Annotated in this window: 18 protein-coding genes and 1 pseudogene; 2 read left to right on the forward strand and 17 right to left on the reverse strand. The window is 29.5% G+C overall.

Annotated elements, in window-relative coordinates:
• Window positions 1-159: 159 nt before the first annotated feature.
• The 3 genes and pseudogenes from AXE85_RS05905 to AXE85_RS08410 form a co-directional block, all read right to left on the reverse strand.
• Complete coding sequence (locus AXE85_RS05905) at window positions 160-906, reverse strand: DeoR/GlpR family DNA-binding transcription regulator (protein ID WP_062173885.1); 747 nt, start codon at window positions 904-906, stop codon at window positions 160-162.
• A 10-nt stretch (window positions 907-916) separates the two neighbouring features.
• Complete coding sequence (locus AXE85_RS08290) at window positions 917-1,495, reverse strand: HAD-IIB family hydrolase (RefSeq protein ID WP_082729132.1); 579 nt, start codon at window positions 1,493-1,495, stop codon at window positions 917-919.
• Window positions 1,450-1,721: pseudogene (locus AXE85_RS08410) on the reverse strand (HAD hydrolase family protein). The gene AXE85_RS08290 and the pseudogene AXE85_RS08410 overlap by 46 nt, the downstream one beginning before the upstream one ends.
• A 285-nt stretch (window positions 1,722-2,006) precedes the next feature.
• Here AXE85_RS08410 and AXE85_RS05915 point away from each other — a divergent pair.
• Window positions 2,007-2,999: an ornithine cyclodeaminase gene (locus tag AXE85_RS05915; RefSeq protein ID WP_062173889.1), complete on the forward strand. Its 993-nt coding sequence runs from the start codon at window positions 2,007-2,009 to the stop codon at window positions 2,997-2,999.
• 98 nt (window positions 3,000-3,097) lie between these two features.
• On the opposite strand, the gene mnmA is transcribed toward AXE85_RS05915, so the two are convergent.
• The 6 genes from mnmA to tsaE form a co-directional block, all read right to left on the reverse strand.
• Window positions 3,098-4,210 carry a tRNA 2-thiouridine(34) synthase MnmA gene (gene mnmA / locus AXE85_RS05920; protein WP_062173891.1) on the reverse strand — a complete coding sequence of 371 codons (1,113 nt, stop codon included), beginning with the start codon at window positions 4,208-4,210 and terminating at the stop codon, window positions 3,098-3,100.
• Window positions 4,207-5,331, reverse strand: a complete 1,125-nt coding sequence (locus tag AXE85_RS05925) for a cysteine desulfurase family protein (protein WP_062173894.1) — start codon at window positions 5,329-5,331, stop codon at window positions 4,207-4,209. Before AXE85_RS05925 ends, mnmA begins: the two co-directional genes overlap by 4 nt.
• A 160-nt stretch (window positions 5,332-5,491) precedes the next feature.
• Window positions 5,492-6,514, reverse strand: coding sequence for a tRNA (adenosine(37)-N6)-threonylcarbamoyltransferase complex transferase subunit TsaD (gene tsaD, locus AXE85_RS05930; protein ID WP_062173895.1), 1,023 nt, complete (start codon window positions 6,512-6,514; stop codon window positions 5,492-5,494).
• Window positions 6,501-6,953 carry a ribosomal protein S18-alanine N-acetyltransferase gene (gene rimI, locus AXE85_RS05935; RefSeq protein ID WP_062173897.1) on the reverse strand — a complete coding sequence of 151 codons (453 nt, stop codon included), beginning with the start codon at window positions 6,951-6,953 and terminating at the stop codon, window positions 6,501-6,503. The genes tsaD and rimI overlap by 14 nt, the downstream gene beginning before the upstream one ends.
• Window positions 6,937-7,614 carry a tRNA (adenosine(37)-N6)-threonylcarbamoyltransferase complex dimerization subunit type 1 TsaB gene (gene tsaB, locus AXE85_RS05940; protein ID WP_062173899.1) on the reverse strand — a complete coding sequence of 226 codons (678 nt, stop codon included), beginning with the start codon at window positions 7,612-7,614 and terminating at the stop codon, window positions 6,937-6,939. The genes rimI and tsaB overlap by 17 nt, the downstream gene beginning before the upstream one ends.
• Window positions 7,602-8,063: a tRNA (adenosine(37)-N6)-threonylcarbamoyltransferase complex ATPase subunit type 1 TsaE gene (gene tsaE, locus AXE85_RS05945; RefSeq protein ID WP_062173901.1), complete on the reverse strand. Its 462-nt coding sequence runs from the start codon at window positions 8,061-8,063 to the stop codon at window positions 7,602-7,604. Before tsaE ends, tsaB begins: the two co-directional genes overlap by 13 nt.
• 513 nt (window positions 8,064-8,576) lie before the next feature.
• On the opposite strand from tsaE, the gene AXE85_RS08650 reads away from it, so the two are divergent.
• Window positions 8,577-8,933 carry a thermonuclease family protein gene (locus tag AXE85_RS08650; RefSeq protein WP_231723759.1) on the forward strand — a complete coding sequence of 119 codons (357 nt, stop codon included), beginning with the start codon at window positions 8,577-8,579 and terminating at the stop codon, window positions 8,931-8,933.
• A 64-nt stretch (window positions 8,934-8,997) separates the two neighbouring features.
• Here AXE85_RS08650 and AXE85_RS05955 read toward each other — a convergent pair whose 3' ends face one another.
• The 8 genes from AXE85_RS05955 to AXE85_RS05990 all read right to left on the reverse strand — a co-directional run bounded on the left by AXE85_RS05955 (window position 8,998) and on the right by AXE85_RS05990 (window position 19,376).
• Window positions 8,998-10,374, reverse strand: coding sequence for an amino acid permease (locus tag AXE85_RS05955; protein WP_082729133.1), 1,377 nt, complete (start codon window positions 10,372-10,374; stop codon window positions 8,998-9,000).
• Between the two features lie 184 nt (window positions 10,375-10,558).
• A complete protein-coding gene (gene ald / locus AXE85_RS05960; RefSeq protein WP_062173907.1) occupies window positions 10,559-11,674 on the reverse strand; it encodes an alanine dehydrogenase in 1,116 nt (371 codons plus the stop codon).
• A 619-nt stretch (window positions 11,675-12,293) separates the two neighbouring features.
• A complete protein-coding gene (locus AXE85_RS05965; protein WP_062173909.1) occupies window positions 12,294-13,733 on the reverse strand; it encodes a leucyl aminopeptidase in 1,440 nt (479 codons plus the stop codon).
• Between the two features lie 18 nt (window positions 13,734-13,751).
• Complete coding sequence (locus AXE85_RS05970; protein WP_062173911.1) at window positions 13,752-15,152, reverse strand: protoporphyrinogen/coproporphyrinogen oxidase; 1,401 nt, start codon at window positions 15,150-15,152, stop codon at window positions 13,752-13,754.
• A 13-nt stretch (window positions 15,153-15,165) separates the two neighbouring features.
• On the reverse strand, window positions 15,166-16,383 hold the full coding sequence (locus AXE85_RS05975) for an ABC transporter permease (RefSeq protein ID WP_062173913.1): 1,218 nt from the start codon (window positions 16,381-16,383) through the stop codon (window positions 15,166-15,168).
• Entirely contained in the window at window positions 16,376-17,119 is a 744-nt protein-coding gene (locus AXE85_RS05980; RefSeq protein WP_062173914.1) for an ABC transporter ATP-binding protein, read from the reverse strand. Before AXE85_RS05980 ends, AXE85_RS05975 begins: the two co-directional genes overlap by 8 nt.
• 3 nt (window positions 17,120-17,122) lie before the next feature.
• Window positions 17,123-17,719: a dephospho-CoA kinase gene (coaE, locus tag AXE85_RS05985; RefSeq protein ID WP_231723760.1), complete on the reverse strand. Its 597-nt coding sequence runs from the start codon at window positions 17,717-17,719 to the stop codon at window positions 17,123-17,125.
• A 211-nt stretch (window positions 17,720-17,930) separates the two neighbouring features.
• Entirely contained in the window at window positions 17,931-19,376 is a 1,446-nt protein-coding gene (locus AXE85_RS05990; protein ID WP_062173918.1) for an amino acid permease, read from the reverse strand.
• Between the last annotated feature and the right edge of the window lie 85 nt (window positions 19,377-19,461).

Below are 19,461 nucleotides of genomic sequence, written 5' to 3' on the forward strand. Positions count from 1 at the left end.
TATTTAACACAGAATCAAAAAAGAGAGTGATTCAAATATATAAGAAAACCAGATAAAGTTTTTAACTTAAATCCGGCTCTTAATAATTAATATATTTTATAAATTATACACGTCATATAAATTAATCTATAAAATTTCAATTAAATATCATAATGTTTTTTAATAAATTACTTGTACTTTTTCTCCTAATAGTTTTAAAAGTTCTGCACTCGGCTCTTTATCTGTTATTAAATAATCAAACTCTGTTATATCTCCCAAAATAAAATTAGCACTTTTTTCAAATTTCGATATTTCTGCCAAAAGTACCTTTATTTTGGCATTTTTTAATACCAATTTTTTTATTGCAACATCTTCATAATCGTCAAGGGTTATAACGCCATTTTTAACCCCGGCTGCCCCAATAAATACAATATCAAAACTAATATTTTTTAAAATTTCCGTACTTTCCGGTGAATAGTAAAATCTATTTTTATTGAAAAATTTTCCGCCGATAAGATTAAAATTAATATTATCATTACCAGCTAAAACCATCGCTACATCTAATGAATGTGAATAAACAATAATTTTTTCTTTTATCAATTGTGCTAACTTCTCTATTATTGTAGAAGCACCTAAAAAATATACACCTTCTTCTTTTATCATTTTTTTTGCTTTATACGCTATTTCTTTTTTTCCCGGCGTTAACATTTTCAATCTTTCATTATATGAGCTTACATGAGCACTCTCTTTTTGTTTTATAAGACCACCATGTGTCCTTTGCACATCATCACGCTCTCCTAAAATCAAAAAATCACGACGAATTGTATCTCTCGATACCCCTAAATATTCAACCGCTTCTTTAGCTGATACTACACCTTTTTTGCTTAGTAATTCCATTATTTTTTCCAAACGTTGTGCTTGATACATTTTCTGCTCCTTACAAATATTTTACATATTTTTTTATAGCATACACGACCCCATCTTTATCATTAGATTTTGTAACAAAATTTGCATATTTTTTTATATCTGCTAGTGCATTATCCATCACTACCCTATACTCAGTACATTCGAACATTGGAATATCATTGTGCCCATCACCAAAGGCAACACAATCTTTTTTTGTTATATTTTTTAAATATTGAATAAATTTTATTCCCGTAGATTTCATTGCCAGCGAATGGGTTATTTCCAAATGATTTTTGCCTGAACGTAAAACACTAATATTTTTGTCGCTATATTTTGCTAAAAAATTATTTATTTTTTCCATTTCATTATCATCAAAAGTTATTAACATTAACTTAAATACTTCGTGATAATTATTGAAATACTCTTTAAAGTTTACTATATTAAAATCCTTTTTGGTAATATTTTGTTTGTAAAGTATTCCATCATCGATTATGTCGGTATTCCAATTTTCTTCATCATAAACACTAATACTTAATTTTGGAAACTGCTCTCTTAATACAAGTGCTAATTCTCTTGCAACGCTAAATTGTAAATATTTTTTATATAAAATATTTTTTTGCCATTATTCACTTCATAAATCAATCCACCATTAAATGCCACATGAATTGAATTCAAATCCAATTTATTTATTGTATCTTCCATTTCCATAGGTGCCCTTGCCGATACTAACGTAAGTGGTATTTGCATTTTTTTAACAATTTTACCGTACTATTACTTATGATTCCTTCACTATTTAATAAAGTTCCATCCATATCTAAAAACAAATGTTTTATCATTATTTTATCTCCTTGATTAATTATTTACACTTATATATTATCATTAATTTTAAGTTTTTGCAAGTTTTTTTAAGTTATTTTTTATATTTAAAGTATAAATACCTATATTTCATTTAAAATACATTTCATAAACTTAAAAAAACTTATTTATATTATTTTTTCAGTTTATAATAAATTGTATTTAATATAAAATTTTTACTAAATAAAAATTGTACTATTGACCTAAAGGTTATTTCAGTATATATTTAACTTATATAAATATAAAATTCAGTTAGGAGTTTTAATATGATTATTTTAACAAAAGAAGACATTAAAAAATGTATAACAATGAAAGAGGCAATTGAAATTAGTAAAGAAGCACTTAAAAATTATTCAAATAAAAATGCAATCGTCCCGTTACGAACAAATTTAAACATTGATAAATATAACGGACAAGCACTTTTTATGCCTGCCTGTATTAGTGGTGAAAACGATTCTCTCGGTATAAAAATCGTATCTGTTTATCCTGATAACGTAAAAAATAATCTTCCTTCCGTTCCTGCAACAATGCTTGTTTTTAATTCAAAAACCGGTATTATCTCCGGTCTTTTAGACGGCACTTACTTAACACAGCTACGTACGGCTGCATTACAAGGAGCCGCTACAGACTTACTTGCTAAAAAAAATAGTAGAATTGCTGTATTAATCGGAACAGGCGGACAAGCATATGAACAAGCACATGCTATGCTTACCATTAGAAAACTGGATGAACTTCGTGTTGTCGGTCGAAATTTTGAAAAAACTAAAAAATTTGTTGAATTAATTAATAATGACTTCAAACATTTTAATACCAAAATAATTGCATTAGAAAATTCAAATACTGCAATTATCGATGCTGATATTATAACTACAGTAACTACCTCTACTACACCTACTTTTAATTCGGACTTTATAAAACTTGGTACCCATATAAACGGTATCGGTTCTTACACCCCTGAAATGATTGAACTTCCTCCGAAAATAACAACTCGAGCTGATAAAATTTTCTTTGATACAAATAATGGAGTATTAAGTGAAGCCGGAGATATTTTACTGGCTTTAAAAGAAAAAATGATCAATAAGTCATCTTTTACCGGTGAGTTAGGAGAACTAATTTCAAAAAAAGTTAGCGGTAGAGAAAATAATGATGAAATCACACTCTTCAAATCTGTAGGTAGTGCCGTTTTAGATGTAGCTACCTCCGAAGCAATAATAAAAAAAGCAACAAAAATTGGTATAGGAAACTATATAAAAATATAGAAATTTGCTCAAAAAGATAGAATATGTATAGAAAAACTAGCTTCCTAAACCTATTTAGGGGGGCTAGTTTATTAAATTATTCTTTTCTCTGTTTTGCATTACACCTGTAATCTTTTTCCGTTTTTATATACTTCATCAATTGTTGCACCACCTAAACAAACATCTCCGTTATAAAAGACAACAGCTTGTCCCGGTGTTACCGCTCTTACAGGCTCTTTATATGTTACTTTAACCTTTCCTTCTTCTAATACTTCAACATCAACAGCGGTATCTTGCTGACGATAACGAAATTTTGCCGTACAGCTAAAGTTTTTCGGTAGTTCTTCTTTGGTTGTAAATGATAACCCGCTAGCAAACAGACTATCTGAATACAAATATTCATTATGAAAACCTTGGCAAACATATAGTATATTATTTTCCAAATCTTTTCCACAAGCAAACCATGCTTCTCCATCTGTATCTTTTGTTCCACCAATACCTAACCCATGACGTTGACCTATAGTATAATACATAAGCCCTGCATGTTCTCCACGGATATTACCATCAAGATCAATCATTTTTCCACTTTTTGCCGGGAGATATTGTGATAAAAATGTTCTAAAATTCTTCTCACCAATAAAACAAATTCCGGTTGAATCTTTTTTCTTCGCAGTAGCAAGTCCTGCTGTTTCGGCAATTTTTCTAACTTCTTTTTTTTCAAGCTCTCCTATAGGAAATAATATATTTTTTATTTGATCTTGTTTTAACTGCGATAAGAAATAAGTTTGATCTTTGTTACTATCAACACCACGAAGTAACAATCGTTCACCATTTTTATCTTGTAGACGGGCATAATGACCGGTTGCCACATAATCAGCACCTAAGTCTTCAGCATATTCTAAAAAAACCTTAAACTTAATTTCTTTATTACACATAATATCAGGATTAGGGGTACGTCCTTTTTTATATTCATCTAAAAAATACGTAAACACCTTATCCCAATATTCTTTTTCGAAATTTATTGAGTAGTACGGTATCTCTAATTGCTCACATACTTTTATTACATCTTTATAATCTTTTTCTGCGACACAAACACCATGATTATCTTTTTCTTCCCAGTTTTTCATAAAAACTCCGGTAACTTCGTAACCTTGTTGTTTCAGAAGGTATGCTGTAACTGATGAATCAACACCTCCACTCATACCAACAACTACTTTTTTTCCGTTCATCATTTATTCCTTTCTTTAATTTTTTGTTCAAGATATACTATTTTATTAATAACATTGTCTATCATTTTTTTATCAACATCAAAGCCCACACTTATTCTGACAGAATGAGCCGCACGCTCTATATTATACATCTGTGTAATTATTTTGCTACCTTTAATATTACCGGAACTACACGCCGAACCGCCGGAAATATATACTTCATTAGCATCAAGATAAGTAATCAAACGCTGCGATTCAATATTTTTAAAGTAAATATTTAATATATTTGGTAATGAATATTCTATTGCCCCGTTCACTTCAAACTCTACATTATTTTTTTCTAATTTTTCAATAAAATAATTTTTTAAATCTCTTAAATATGGAACGGTCTTTAAAGTTTCATCAATACTGTCGGCTAATGTTAATGCCCCCAAAACATCACTGGTTCCTGAGCGTAAACCGTTTTCCTGACCGCCGCCTAAAATAAAAGGCTCAACTATACCGTTTTTAGCATATAAAAAACCGAAATTATTTAATGCACCTATTTTATGTGCAGATACCGAAGCAAAATCTACCCCTAAATCTTTTACATCAATTTCAATTTTAGCAAATGCTTGAACAATATCACTATGTAATAAAATATTTTTACCCGATATTAATTTTGAAATTTCTTTAATCGGATTTAAAACACCCGTTTCATTATTTGCAAACATAATAGAAATAAGTACCGTATTATCCGTTATTTTATCTTCCAGTTCTTCTAAACTAACCATACCATTTTTTCCGACTGCCAACTCAATTACTGTAAAACCGAAATGTTCTAAATGTCTGGCACTAGCTTTTACCGATGGATGCTCTATTTCAGAAATAATAATCTCCCCACTTTTAAAACGGTTAAAAACATGATTAAATACAGTATTATTACTTTCTGTCCCTCCGGAAGTAAAAATAATTTCCTCGGGTTGTGCGTTGATTGAATATGCTATTTTTTGCTGTGCTTCTTTCTTTAATTTTGCATTTTTTTTCCCTAAGGTATGACTACTGCTGGGATTAGCATAAATTTCCTTTAATAATTTTAAATTTTTCTCTATTATATCAAAATGTTTTTTTGATGTAGCTGCATAGTCTAAATATATATTCTCCATAACATCCGCCTCCTAATATCTATTCAATCCATTGTATCATAAATAAAGGTCAAATAAAATCAAAATCACTTTTAGTTTATTTCTCTATTTTTTAGAAATAAAGTTTCAAAAAAAATAATCATCACAATGGCTTTTAATAAAATATAACTAAATTTATTTTCTACTTTCTTATCTCTTCCAAATCTAATGTTGATCTTGCATTTAATGACAACGGATCTGCAAATAGTTTATGTTTGTAATAGTAATATCCTACCGCTCCTATCATCGCTGCGTTATCACTGCAATAACTCATTTTTGGTATTAATACTTCTATTCCTAATTCTTTCTCTAAGTTTAAAACTTGCAAGCGTAATTCACTATTGCCGGCGACACCTCCTGCAAGTATTAACTGTTTTACGTCAAAATTTTCTATCGCTTTTCTTGTTTTTGTAATAAGGACGTCGACTACCGCCGTTTGAAAACTACATGCCAAGTCTGCAAAAACTATCTTATCTCCACGTTGTTTGGCATTATGAACAAAGTTTATTACAGCAGATTTCATTCCCGAAAAACTAAAATGGTAATCGTCACTATCAATCATTGCCCGTGGAAATTTATATTTATCTTCACCAAATTTCGCCAACTTATCTACTTTTGTCCCTCCCGGATATTCTAAATTTAATTGACGAGCAACCTTATCATACGCTTCACCAACTGCATCATCATGAGTGGAGCCGATAATTTCAAAATCAAGTTCATCTTTTAAATAAACAAGTTCTGTATGCCCACCACTAACAACAAGTGCTAATGACGGATAAACAATATTATTATCAATATCACTCGCATAAATATGCCCGGCAATATGATGTGCTCCAATTAACGGTTTATCAAGAGTATAACTCAATGTTTTAGCAACATTAACGCCGACTAAAAGCGAACCTATTAATCCCGGACCTTGTGTTACACATATTGCATCTATTTCATCTAAAATTACTTCCGCTTCATCTAATGCTTCCTCAACTATTTGAATTACAACCTCTATATGCTGACGACTGGCAATTTCAGGGACAACACCCCCAAACTGTTTATGTGTATCTATTTGAGAACTTACAATATTGGATAAAACTTCTTTACCATTTCTTACAACAGCAACACTTGTTTCATCACAACTGGTTTCTATCGCTAATATATTAATATCTTTCATTGCTAAAATCCCTTACCATTACATAAGCATTTTCACCGTTATTTTTATAGTAATTTTTTCTCATATCAATCGTCTGAAAACCTGCTTTCTCATAAACAGTAATGGCAGGCATATTACTAACTCTTACCTCTACTAGGGCTTTCTTAACACCTTTTAATTTCATAAATTGCATTACGTATGTAAAAAAGATTTGCCCTAATTTTTTATTTCTATGTGGTTTATCAATAACAATTTTATTGATTTGATACTCATCCGCAACCAACCATCCCCCACAAAAACCGATTATTTCGTCATCATTAAACAAACCGAAATACTCCGAATTTTCATGTTCCAACTCTGTTTTGAACATACTTTTTGTCCACGCATCATCAAAATTATCAATATCTATTTTTGATAATACATCTAAATTATTTATATCTACTTTATTTACTTTTATCATTTTTTAATTCCCTTTCTGCCTCTGTTCTTCTTAAATACTGCGGTGTCATATTAAAACAATCACTTTTTTCTAAATAATTATATATTTTTAATATATTTGCTGCTTTTATAGCATCAGTATTAATTGATATCAACGTGTTATCCAATAATTTATCTGATAATTTTTCTACATCTTTTCCCACGTATATAGTAGGTATATTTTGTGATAAAATAAAGTCATTTAATTCAACAAGTGTATAATAACTTTCTTCCAATACCTCTACTAAATCATTACCTTCTCGTTTATATGCAGCTCCAAAAACACTTCCACGTCTTGCATCAATAACAGGTACAATCAGCTTATCACTTTCATATTCAATCAATGCTTGTAACTTCAAACTGGAAATAACTTTAATAGGTATCTTTAGTGCATAAGAAAATGTCTTACAAACAGCAGCGACAACTCGTATCGCTGTGTAAGAGCCCGGGCCTTTACTTGATATTATTTCCTTTAAATCCTTTTTGGTTACACCTGCCATATTTAAACATCTGTCTATTTCTGTTAAAATAATTGATGATAAATTATTGGAGCATGATATATTTCTTTCTGCCAACACTTTATCATTTTTAAGACATGCTACCGAAAGAAAGCTATTTGATGCCTCCACTACTAAACTAACCATTCTTCTTTTATCCTTTCTACTATACGATTGTGATACTCATCGTCACTAAAAATAGTAATAACACGTTCATCTTCGTGCAATGTTATATTAAATACTAAACGCTCCATAGGAAGATATTCTTCAATAAACTCCCCCCATTCGATAATACAAATATTATCTTCGTAAAAAATTTCCTCAAACCCTAAGTCTTCACTACTATTTTCCAGTCGATACGCATCAATATGATATAAATTTCCTTTATTTGATTTATACTCTTTCATTATATTGAACGTTGGTGAGTTAACGACTTGTTTTACGCCTAAATTCTGTGCTAAATATTTCGTAAATGTAGTTTTTCCGGCAGCTAAATCCCCATTAAGCATAAGTAACAATTTATTATCTATGCTGTCAGCCACTATATGTGCTAAACGCTCCGTATCATGTAAATTTTTTATAGTTATTTCCAACATAATATGTCCTTTAATAAGTTTTTTACAAATTTTAATATACTATCTTTTTTCACTACCATTAAATCAAAAAATTCTTAACTTCTATATTTATGGTTAAAGGAGTAAAGTGCTAAAACATTTTACAGGGAAGATTTTATAAAATAATTTTTTACTCTTTATAAATTAAGATAAAATTAATCAGTTTATTATATCTAACACCATTACTCTGTGAAAAAAGAAATTCATTTTTCTAACATCTTCTATAATATCATATTTACCATTTTATTCCAATTATAACATTGATTTTATATATAAAAGTGATACAATAACATTGAGGGGGATAACTATGAACAAAAAATTTTTATTATCTGTGTCGGAATATTCTCGACTATATTTTTAATATTATTCTTTATATTTAATACTCATTTTCAAGAAAAATATAATAAACAAATAATAAATGATGTAGAAGTAAAAGGAGATACTACTAAATATAAGGTTAACTTCGTTGAAAAAATTGACGGTGATACTATCGTCGTGCGATTTAATAAGAAAAATTTAAAAGTAAGATATCTACTTATAGATACACCTGAAACTGTAAAACGTGGTGTTGCTGTTCAACCATACGGACCTGAAGCCAGCGAATTAAATGAAAAATTACTAAAAAATGCACAAAATATAGAAATAGAATTTGATGTTTATCAAAAAGAAGATAAATACCATCGTGCATTATGTTACGTCTATGCAGATGGAAAATCAATTCAAGAAGAATTGCTATTATCAGGACTGGCAGAAATAAAATATGTAAAAGCACCGGATACACGATACTTAAACAAATTTAAAAAAGCACAAAATATTGCAAAAAGTAATAAACGAAATTTATGGAGTAACTAATAATTATCTGAAAACATAAAAATCGAGCTGATAATACTATCAGCCCGATTTTTCTAAGATACTTCTATTCTTCTTTTAACTTACTATTTCTATATGAGAAAGTAAAGTACACTATCATTCCAATTATTACCCAAACTATAAAGATAATCCATGTTTTTAATGTTACACTATATAATAATGCTACAAACAGAATTATTGATACTGCCGGTAAAATTGGCATACCCGGAACTCTAAAACCACGTTTTAAATCAGGATATTTTTTATAAAACACGATAGTTGTATAACTTACTAATGCAAACGCAATAATAGAGGCAACATTAGCTAAGTCAGCTAATTGTCCTAAAGGCAAGAAACCTGCTAATAATGCTGTTAATATTCCCAATCCCCAAGTTAAAGTACTTGGTACTTTATTTTTATTAACTTTTGTCAAAGATTTAGGTAGTAAACCATCACGTGCTATTGTATAAGTAATACGAATACCTGCATATATAAATGATAAAATACCTGCCATAAGTCCGATAACAGCTCCTAACGATACTATACCGGCTACTTTATGTTGACCTACAGTTTCGAGAACAAAGGCAAGTGCATCCCCAGTTCCTAATTCAGTATAAGGTACTACCCCGGTTAAAACTAAACATACCAAAATATAAAATGCTGTACATACTATCATAGTAATAATAATCGCTTTAGGTAAAGATTTTTCAGGATGGATAGCTTCTTCTGCCGAAGTAGAAATGGCATCAAATCCCAAATAAGCAAAAAACACTGTTGTTGCTGCTAACATTACCCCAGAAAAACCTGTTGGAGCAAAATTGTCTGTCCAATGAGTAGGTTCTACATAAAATGAACCAACAATAACAAATAATATTACGATACCCACTTTAGCAGCAACCATTAAATTATTTACCACTTTACTGCTAGATGTACCTTTAGATAGAATAAATGTTATTAATAAAACAATAATTACCGCAGGAATATTTCCATATCCACCAGCTGATGGTAATGTGTAAAACTCTTTAGGCATGTTAACACCTAAACCTGCTAATAGACGTGAAAAGTAACTAGACCATCCGTTTGCTACCGTAGCAGATGTAAGAACATATCCTCCTATTAATACCCAACCTATTGCATATGCTACTATCTCTCCAACAGAAACATATAAATAAGTATAGGTACTTCCACTTGACGGTATTGTAGAAGCTAACTCTGCGTAACATAAAGCAGCTAAACAACATGCAAGCCCCGCTATTAAAAACGAGAATATTACCGCAGGTCCTGCTTCAGATGATGCTTTTCCGGTTAATACTAATATCCCGGATCCAATAATAGCACCTATACCGAACAAAACTAAATCCAATGTTTTCATAGTAGGGGTTAAAGTCTTACTTTTAGATTCGGCTAAAATAGAATCAATTGATTTTTTCCTAAATACACTCATCATTTCCTCCTTAAATTATATAACAAATATTATTTACATTTAAATAATATCGTTATATTATATCACAGTCATATATCATTTACTACAAATATTTGCTCCCACCCTATTTAAAAGAAGTGGAAAAAAGGTACAAGTATTCTTTTTTCCACTTCCTAAACTACTTACTATTTTATTGTAATATTTTTTACAATGCTTCTTCTACCGGAGTATATTCGTATCCTAAATCATCAGCTACTGCTTTGAAAGTAACTTTTCCATTTGCTACGTTTATACCAGGTACTAATTCTGGGAATTTAACTACTGCATCTTTAACACCTAATTTAGCAATTAGTTTAACATATTTAGCAGTTGCATTACATAATGCATAAGTTGCTGTTTCAGCTACTGCTCCCGGAATATTTGCTACTGAATAGTGTAGCACTCCTTCTTCTACAAAGATAGGGTTATCATGGCTTGTTGGACGTCCTTCAGTATATTCTGTTGTACCACCTTGGTCAATAGCTACGTCAACGATTACACCACCATCTGGCATATCTTTAATCATTTCTTTAGTTACAAGTTTAGGTGCTTTAGCTCCTGGGATTAATACTGTACTTACCACTAAATCAGCTGATTTAATAGCATTAGCAATGTTTAATTTGTTAGAGTAAACAGTTTCAACTTTTCCGCCAAAGATATGTGATAATTCTGTTAAACGATCTAAGTTAACATCTAACATAGTTACACGTGCACCAAGTCCAGATGCCGCTGTTGCTGCAGCTGTTCCAGCTACCCCTGCTCCAATTACTACTACATGTCCTGGTTGTACCCCTGGTACACCTTGTAATAATTTACCTTTTCCACCTTGTACTTTAGACAAGAATCTTGTTCCTTCTTGAACAGCCATTCTCCCTGCGATTTCACTCATTGGTCTTAACAATGGTAGTGAACGTCCCACTTTAACAGTTTCAAATGCAATACCGATTGTTCCGGTATCTACCATAGCTTTTGTAAGCTCCGGATCTGCTGCTAAGTGTAAATAAGTATAGATAATAAGTCCTTTTCTGAAATATTTGTATTCAGAAGGAATAGGTTCTTTTACTTTATAGATTAAGTCTGATTTATTCCATACATCTTCTGCTTTATCTAATAAAACAGCCCCCACTTTTTCATACTCTTCATCTGAAATACCTGAAGCTACCCCTGCTCCTTTCTCTACATACACAGTGTGTCCATCTAATACTAATTCATGAACAACTCCTGGAATTGCAGATACTCTACTTTCGTTATTTTTTATTTCTGTTGGTACTCCGATAATCATTTCCCTTACCTCCTAATTTTTTTTTCTGTATTTATATCTTATCACAAAAAAATACAAAATGAAAGCGTTTTTATATGAAAGTTTTTATGTAAATATTTTCCTTAAATACCGATGTGTTACAATAATTTGAATTTTTTATTATTTTCCTGTTGTGATAGGATTTATATTTTATTTTTCCAAATGAATTTTTTGCCTTTTTTTGATTATTTTCTTTAAGAAAAGAATACAGAAAAACAGATTTTATGTTTTCATAAAATAGATATTTTGATAATGTTTTATAATATTGATATAATGTTTTTTAATAATTATTTTATTCCTAATATACAAATTTTATAATGTTTGATTTTTATAAGTTACAATGTGAGATTTATTCTCATCATATTTTTTTGTCTTTAAAATTTATGTAAATATTAATTTATTGTTATCATAAAATTTATTATTTTTATACATTATGTGGAAAATATATTATTTACATTTTCATTTTTTCTATATTTTTATAACACAACTTATTCTTATGTTTTATAACTTGAAAACTTTACGATTTATAAAAAAATAAATGATTTATAAGTAAAAATGTTTTAACAAATTCTCACTTATAAATCACTATATCTTTTTATCATTATTTATTTAGTAAATTAAATAACGTTTTTACATGAACCCCTGTTGCTCCTTTTGGTAAATACTTTTCAGAATTTGATAAGTATGCTGTTCCTGCTATATCTAAATGAATCCACGGAACATCATTTGCTACAAAATTTTCTATAAACAGTCCTGCTGTTATCGTTCCTCCTAATCTACCACCGGTATTTTTTACATCAGCTACCGAAGATTTATTTAATTTTCTAAAACTGTCATCTACAGGTAGTTGCCATACTCGTTCTCCTGCTTTTAATGAAGCAATTTTTAATTCATTAAAGAAATTTTCGTTATTGGTAATCGCTCCGGTATAAAATTCTCCTAGAGCTATTAAACAAGCTCCGGTTAATGTTGCTAAATCTATTACTTTATTTACTTTTAGTTTTTCAGTTGCATAATATACAGAATCTGCCAAAGTTATTCTTCCCTCTGCATCTGTATTAAGAACCTCTATTGTTTTTCCCGATAATGTTTCAATAATATCGCCGGGTTTATATGCACTTTCGGAAATCATATTTTCGCAAGCCCCAACTATTCCAATTACATTTGTTTTTAATTTTCTTTTTGCAATAAGGTGCATTGTTCCTATTACGGTTCCTGCTCCTCCCATATCACAGTGCATAATATCCATACTATTAGCTGTCGGTTTTATCGAATAACCTCCACTATCGTAAGTTACACCTTTTCCTACCAATCCCGTTACTTCATCGCTATCAGCATTGTTTAAATACTTCATCACAATAAATCGAGGTTTTCTAGCAGAAGCACGACCTACAGCTAAAAGTCCTTTCAAACCTAGTTCTTCACATTGCTTTTCATCATATACTTCTACTGTTACTCCCAGTGGTTTTAATTTTTCAACAACTATATTTGCCAATGTTTCCGGATATAAATACTCCGCTCTTTCATTAACTAAATCTCTTGAGAAAAATATCGCCTCCATAATATCTTGTGCTTCTTTTATATCTTTTTCTAATGTATTTATTAATTCTTCCGTTGAAATATTTATCGTTAATATCGGTAATTCTTCCCTATCACTCTTATACTTATCAAAATTATAAATAGCATGCAAACTTCCTTCAACTGCAGCTTTTACTACAAAGCTACCTGTTAAATGATCTATTTTTGGTAATTGTATATTAACTTCATATTCTTTTACTTTTAATAAATTTTTTACCAATTTAAAAAATACTTCTCTTATTTCATCTTCAGTTATTTCTTTGAACTTTCCTAAACCTAATAAAATTTCTTTTTCTTCGTTATATGGCAAATTATTAAATATTTCATTTAATTTTCCTGAAAATAATTCTTTTTCTTTTGTATAATGTAATAACTCACTATTATATTCCTTATCCTCAAATATAGGTGTTACTTTTACCCCATTTTTATCGGTTGTATTAAATTTTATTTTTTCTATATTCATTTTTTATATTCCTTTCATTTATCTTATTTTTTCCAATATTTCTTTTGCAATTTCCTTTGCTTCCAATATTGTATTTTCGAGATTAGTGGCTTTTTTTGATGTTCCTATTATATATAGGTTCGGATATTTTTCTTTCATATAATCAACAAAACTGTTAATTTTCTTATTATACTTTCCATTACAATATCTATAATTATCTTCTATTTTATTAACATAATATCTTTCCGGTATTCCTACAAAACCATGAACCATTTGAATTTCTTTTTCTATTAATTCTTTTATCTGCTCATCTGTTTTTTCAAATAATTCATTAACTTTATTTTGCCGATTAACATAAGCCCTTACTATTTGTATTCCACTCATTTTTATATCTATCCACTCGTTACTGACATACTCCAACTTCGTTACGTAATTACCGGTATTTTTCGGAAAAATTATCTCTCCTATTTCTCTATTTATGTGTAAATCCTCTCTCTTATAAACAAAAGTTACTACTATGTTAGATACATACTTTATAGTGGAAAAAAATTGTTCTACCATTTTATCTCCATTAAACCACGGCAAAAAATTGTTATGATTTAAAGCTAATACTACATAATCATATTGATAAATTCTCCCATTGGAATGAACTAAATATTTATTATCTATTTTCTCTATTTTTTCTATTTTCCTATTAAATTCTAAAAATACTCTATCCGAAAAATTTGACTCTAATGTTTCTACAAAAGACTTTAAAGTGAATTTTAACCTATATTTATTTCCTATGCTAATATTATCAGTAACATTCTTGTTATACATATCTTCTAGTACTTCATTAATATCTTCTTTTTGAATAGTTAAAAATGAAAGCTCCGGCATTAAACTTACCATATTCTGATTAGAAACATCGCTTCCATAATGACTTGTTAATAAAGGCTCTATAAGATTATGATATATTTTAGAATTAATATTAGAAGTAAAAAATCGTTTTACCGTCATATTTTTTATATTTTCTTCTTCCATTGTTTTGTGCATATTATAAGCAATAGATAATTTTTCTTTAAAATCGAATAAATCTGAAAATAACAATTCTCTTTTTTCCAACGGATAACCATAAAGCATTTTCTCAGGAAGATATTTTACTCCCTCTTTTGTAAAGAAAACTTTTTTAGTGTTACTGCTCTCTATTAAATATCTATGAAGTCCAAGCTCAATCATTAAGTAAAATAATATACCTTGCCCATATATTGCATTATGCCAACCATTATCATAGATCTCTTGCCCATATTGAAATTTTCCAAATCTATTTTTGGCAAATTCTAAATCTTTCTCAATAATATCAATATTATATTTTTTTGAATTAATGTTTGAAAATTTATCAAGAAAGTATGCACAACTTACTCCGGATAAATCTCCCCCAATGATCGCTATATTCTTCATGATTTCTCCTAATTTATTTCACCTTTACTATAAAAATTCTTGCTACTAAATTTGCCAAAATTAAAGCTACTATATTTATTATTATATTATTCATGTTAATATTGGTTAATAATATTGATATTAATATCAGTAATAATGTAGTCAATAACATAACAACAGTTAACAAATGTCTAAAACTATTTACTTTAATCTCTTCTTTTACCGGAAGCACATGACTCCAAATACTATTATTTATTTTTTTATATAAGGGTACTAACTGGATTATTGTCAAATAGCTATATGATACGATTATTACCATTGATACATAACTATTTTTAAAACTGTAAATAAACATTACTGCAACCAACATTAGTCTTAATGCTAAAAATACCGTATTTTCTTGTCTTAAAAATACCCGATAATAATAGTATTTAAAACTATTTTCTACAGAAAAATTATCTTCTTTTAATTTTGGCAATAATATATCAAAATATTTTCGTCTGGCTACTTTTATATTATCCATCGGTACATCTACAAACATATTTACAAATTTTAAATAATTTTCCTTACGTTGTTTATCATAATCCGCTGCTCCGTACCAATTTATATTAGTATAAACCTTATTTGTTTTTATCATTACCATAACCATAATAATAAAAATTATTATTGCCATATAATCATAATAATTTTTATGTAATACCACTCTTAATAAAGATAATACCAAAATTAAATACTGAAGTACAGAACTAGTTATTTGCGGTTTGTTATAAACTGCTTCTCTCAACTTCATTCCATTGACAGCTATAATCACTAAAAATAAAATTGCTATGTTTATAATTTGTAATTTATTTTGAAATTCTCCTACTCTGTCAATAATAGGTTTAGTCGCAAAATAAAATATCACCGTCATTACCAAATGCCCTATTGTACCCATCGTTAAAGTATTTTTATATACTTCAACGTAGTATTTTTCGAGCGGAAGTAAGAAAACTGAGTCCGCTTCTTTTATAAATGTTTTAGCTTTCGTGAAAGTAATCAAATAGCTTAAAAGTAAAATTACTACGATTAATACTGCCTTCATCTCAAATTTAGTAGCAACAGCCAACCATTTTGAGTAATTTATCATTACAGCCCCAAGCACGATAATAAGAAACATAATCAGGTGCGAATTAAATATGTACTTACTATATAATGCCCTTTTCTCTCGCTCTTTTTTTCTCCGATCATTGAAAATAGTCGTAATATTAGTCATTATTGCCTCTTACGGTTAAAGCCAAGTATATTTCATCTAAAGACGCACCTGCCATTTTAAACTCCGCTCTTAACTTATCAAGATTCCCACTTGCCAATATTTTTCCCTCATGAATAATAACGAAGTTATCGCAATATTTTTCTGCTGTTGCCAATATATGAGTAGACATCAAAATACTGGCACCTGCATTTTTCCTTTTACACATTAAATTAATTAAATCATTAATCGCAATCGGATCAAGACCTAAAAACGGTTCATCTATAATATAAAGACTAGGTTCTACTAAAAAGGCACAAATAATCATTACCTTTTGCTTCATCCCTTTTGAAAAATGAACGGGGAAAAACTTTATTTTATCACTCAACTTAAATAATTCCAATAACTCATCAGCAACTTCCCAAGTATGCTTCATATCTAACCCATAAGCCATAGCGGTTAAGTTAATATGTTCTTCCAATGTGAGTTCATCGTACAATACCGGAGATTCCGGAATATAGGTAATGCTCTTTCTATAATTTTCATTATCATTTTCCATTGTAAGATTATTTACTTTTATCTCACCTTCCATAGCATTAAGAAGTCCTAATATATGTTTTATAGTTGTACTCTTACCTGCACCGTTTAAACCTATTAGTGCTGTTATACTCCCTTTAGGAATTTCTATATTAATATTTTCTATTACTTTCTTTCTATTATAACCTCCTGTCAAATTTTTTATCTCAAGTATATTTATCATTAATTACCCGTCCCCTTTCAACAATTCTTCTATAATATTATCTACTTGTTTATAAGTAAATTCTAATGAATTACTGTTATTCACTACGTAATCACCCAGTTTCGCTTTTTCTTTTGAACTTAATTGACTGCTTATTCTTCTTAAAGCATTTTGTTTAGTTAAATTATTTCTCTTCATTAATCGTTCCAACTGAGTTTTTTCATCACAATAAACAACTATTGTTTTATCTACTAAATCACTAAATTTTGCTTCAAAAAGTAATGCAACATCAACAAAAACTAATTTTTCTTTAAAATATTTTTTTTCAATTTTTCTTATCTCATTTTTTATTTTAGGATGTATTATTTCATTTAATTTCTCTAAGTTCTTGCTATTACCAAATACTAAGCTGCCGAGTTTTAAACGATTCACTCCATGAGTATCTAAAATTTGCTCACCAAAAATCTTAACAAGTTTTTCTACTACGTCCTTACTATTTAGCATTTCGTGCCCGATTTTATCTGCATCAATAACAATATATCCAAGTTTTTTTAAATAATTTGAAACTGCACTTTTACCACAGGCAATACTTCCTGTAACTCCTACGTTCAAACAAATCATCTCCATTTATAAGAATTCAAACAACTTAAATATAATTTTAACACATTAATTATTTAATATCTATAAAAAAGTGAGAGTAGGACAAAAATTATAATTGCTAACCAATTTACTTTTAAACCTACTCCCATAAAATTTACTAAACTTCTTTACATATACTTATAACATTTTTTGCAAACCAGCAAATTTCTCTATATTTATAATTATTTAAAATCTATTTTTCATCACCAAATGGATTAATATCCATTTCTTCTAATTTAACGTATTTTCTTTTTGTTACAAGTTTAAATCCAATATAAAGTAATAGACAAATAACCGGGCAAACCAAATTATATGACATTTGTAAAAAACCGCCGGTTAAATAATCCGCCACTAATTGTAATATTATTATTAAAATAAATACAGTTAGAGCAATATATGATCCTATCACACCTGTTTTTGCTGTATAAGGAAGAACATCTTCAGCCTTTTTCCCCTGCTTTATAATAGCTTTTCTTAGTCTTATTTGAGAAACAAGAGAAACAATCCAAATAAGCATAACAATAATTCCAACCATTGACAATAGCATATAATATCCACTTGGATTATAATGTTCAAACACAAAACAAAGTATCATAAATACAGCAGAAAAAGTTAGTGCTATTGATGGTGTTGAGTTTGAATTTAATTGTTTAAACATTTTAGGTCCATAATTGCTGGAACTTAATGAAAATAACTGCCTACTTGACACATACATTCCTGAATTAGCAGCCGAAAGCACTGATGTTAAAATAACAATATTCATAACTACAGCCGCTACCGATAGTCCAACATTTTGGAACACAATAGTAAATGGTGATGCCGTTACATTGTTAGTATCCAACAGCCTAACATCGTCTGCCGACACAATTGATGATATAATAAACATCGTTGCAATATAAAAAATTAAAATTCTCCAAAATACTTGTTTAACCGCTTTAGGCATAGTTTCTTTCGGGTTGGGAGATTCTCCCGCCGTTACCGCTACAACCTCTGTTCCTCCAAATGAGAACGCCGCTGTAGAGAACACACCAAATAATCCTAAAAGTCCGGCTGAAGAAGTTTTTTCTCCATTTTTAATAAAAGTAGAAATCCCTGCTTCTGAATTACCCGATATACCAAAAATAATTGCTGCTCCGACTATTAAGAAAACTACTACAGTTATTACTTTTATAATCGTTATCCAATATTCTACTTCTCCAAAAACTTTAACACTAACTAAGTTTAGTATATATAGTAATAACAAAAAGACGATACAAATAGAAAATGTAGAAAATTGTCTAAAGTATTCCCAATAATGTAAAATTTTCGATAGTGTAATAATATCCACACTCGCCACTAAAATCCATAAAATCCAGTACAGCCAACCGATACCAAAGCCAAGCCCCGGGTCAATAAATCTAGTCGCATAAGATCCAAATGAACCTGACACCGGATAAAATGTTGCTAATTCCCCTATTGAAGCCATTAAAAAATAAATAATTACTCCAATTAACGCATATGTAAATACCGCTCCGTAAGATCCGGCTTTACTGACTACCGCACCACTCGCCATAAATAGACCAGTTCCTATACAACCACCTATGGCGATCATACTAATGTGTCTTGCTTGCAATTTTCTTTCCATTTTTGGATTTGTCATGCAACCACTTCCCCTCTTTATAATATCGTATTTTGTACTAGATTATACTACTATTCATTCAATATGTAAAGTATTTCTACTTATT

It is taken from the genome of Gemella sp. oral taxon 928, from assembly GCF_001553915.1.
Classification (GTDB): Bacteria; Bacillota; Bacilli; order Staphylococcales; family Gemellaceae; genus Gemella; species Gemella massiliensis.

Bases quoted from the DNA above. Each gene is read 5' to 3' on its own strand.
- AXE85_RS05905 (WP_062173885.1), bottom strand. From the start codon at position 906: ATGTATCAAGCACAACGTTTGGAAAAAATAATGGAATTACTAAGCAAA.
- AXE85_RS05915 (WP_062173889.1), top strand. From the start codon at position 2,007: ATGATTATTTTAACAAAAGAAGACATTAAAAAATGTATAACAATGAAA.
- mnmA (WP_062173891.1), bottom strand. From the start codon at position 4,210: ATGATGAACGGAAAAAAAGTAGTTGTTGGTATGAGTGGAGGTGTTGAT.
- AXE85_RS05925 (WP_062173894.1), bottom strand. From the start codon at position 5,331: ATGGAGAATATATATTTAGACTATGCAGCTACATCAAAAAAACATTTT.
- tsaD (WP_062173895.1), bottom strand. From the start codon at position 6,514: ATGAAAGATATTAATATATTAGCGATAGAAACCAGTTGTGATGAAACA.
- rimI (WP_062173897.1), bottom strand. From the start codon at position 6,953: ATGATAAAAGTAAATAAAGTAGATATAAATAATTTAGATGTATTATCA.
- tsaB (WP_062173899.1), bottom strand. From the start codon at position 7,614: ATGGTTAGTTTAGTAGTGGAGGCATCAAATAGCTTTCTTTCGGTAGCA.
- tsaE (WP_062173901.1), bottom strand. From the start codon at position 8,063: ATGTTGGAAATAACTATAAAAAATTTACATGATACGGAGCGTTTAGCA.
- AXE85_RS05955 (WP_082729133.1), bottom strand. From the start codon at position 10,374: ATGAGTGTATTTAGGAAAAAATCAATTGATTCTATTTTAGCCGAATCT.
- ald (WP_062173907.1), bottom strand. From the start codon at position 11,674: ATGATTATCGGAGTACCAACAGAAATAAAAAATAACGAAAGTAGAGTA.
- AXE85_RS05965 (WP_062173909.1), bottom strand. From the start codon at position 13,733: ATGAATATAGAAAAAATAAAATTTAATACAACCGATAAAAATGGGGTA.
- AXE85_RS05970 (WP_062173911.1), bottom strand. From the start codon at position 15,152: ATGAAGAATATAGCGATCATTGGGGGAGATTTATCCGGAGTAAGTTGT.
- AXE85_RS05975 (WP_062173913.1), bottom strand. From the start codon at position 16,383: ATGACTAATATTACGACTATTTTCAATGATCGGAGAAAAAAAGAGCGA.
- AXE85_RS05980 (WP_062173914.1), bottom strand. From the start codon at position 17,119: ATGATAAATATACTTGAGATAAAAAATTTGACAGGAGGTTATAATAGA.
- coaE (WP_231723760.1), bottom strand. From the start codon at position 17,719: ATGATTTGTTTGAACGTAGGAGTTACAGGAAGTATTGCCTGTGGTAAA.
- AXE85_RS05990 (WP_062173918.1), bottom strand. From the start codon at position 19,376: ATGACAAATCCAAAAATGGAAAGAAAATTGCAAGCAAGACACATTAGT.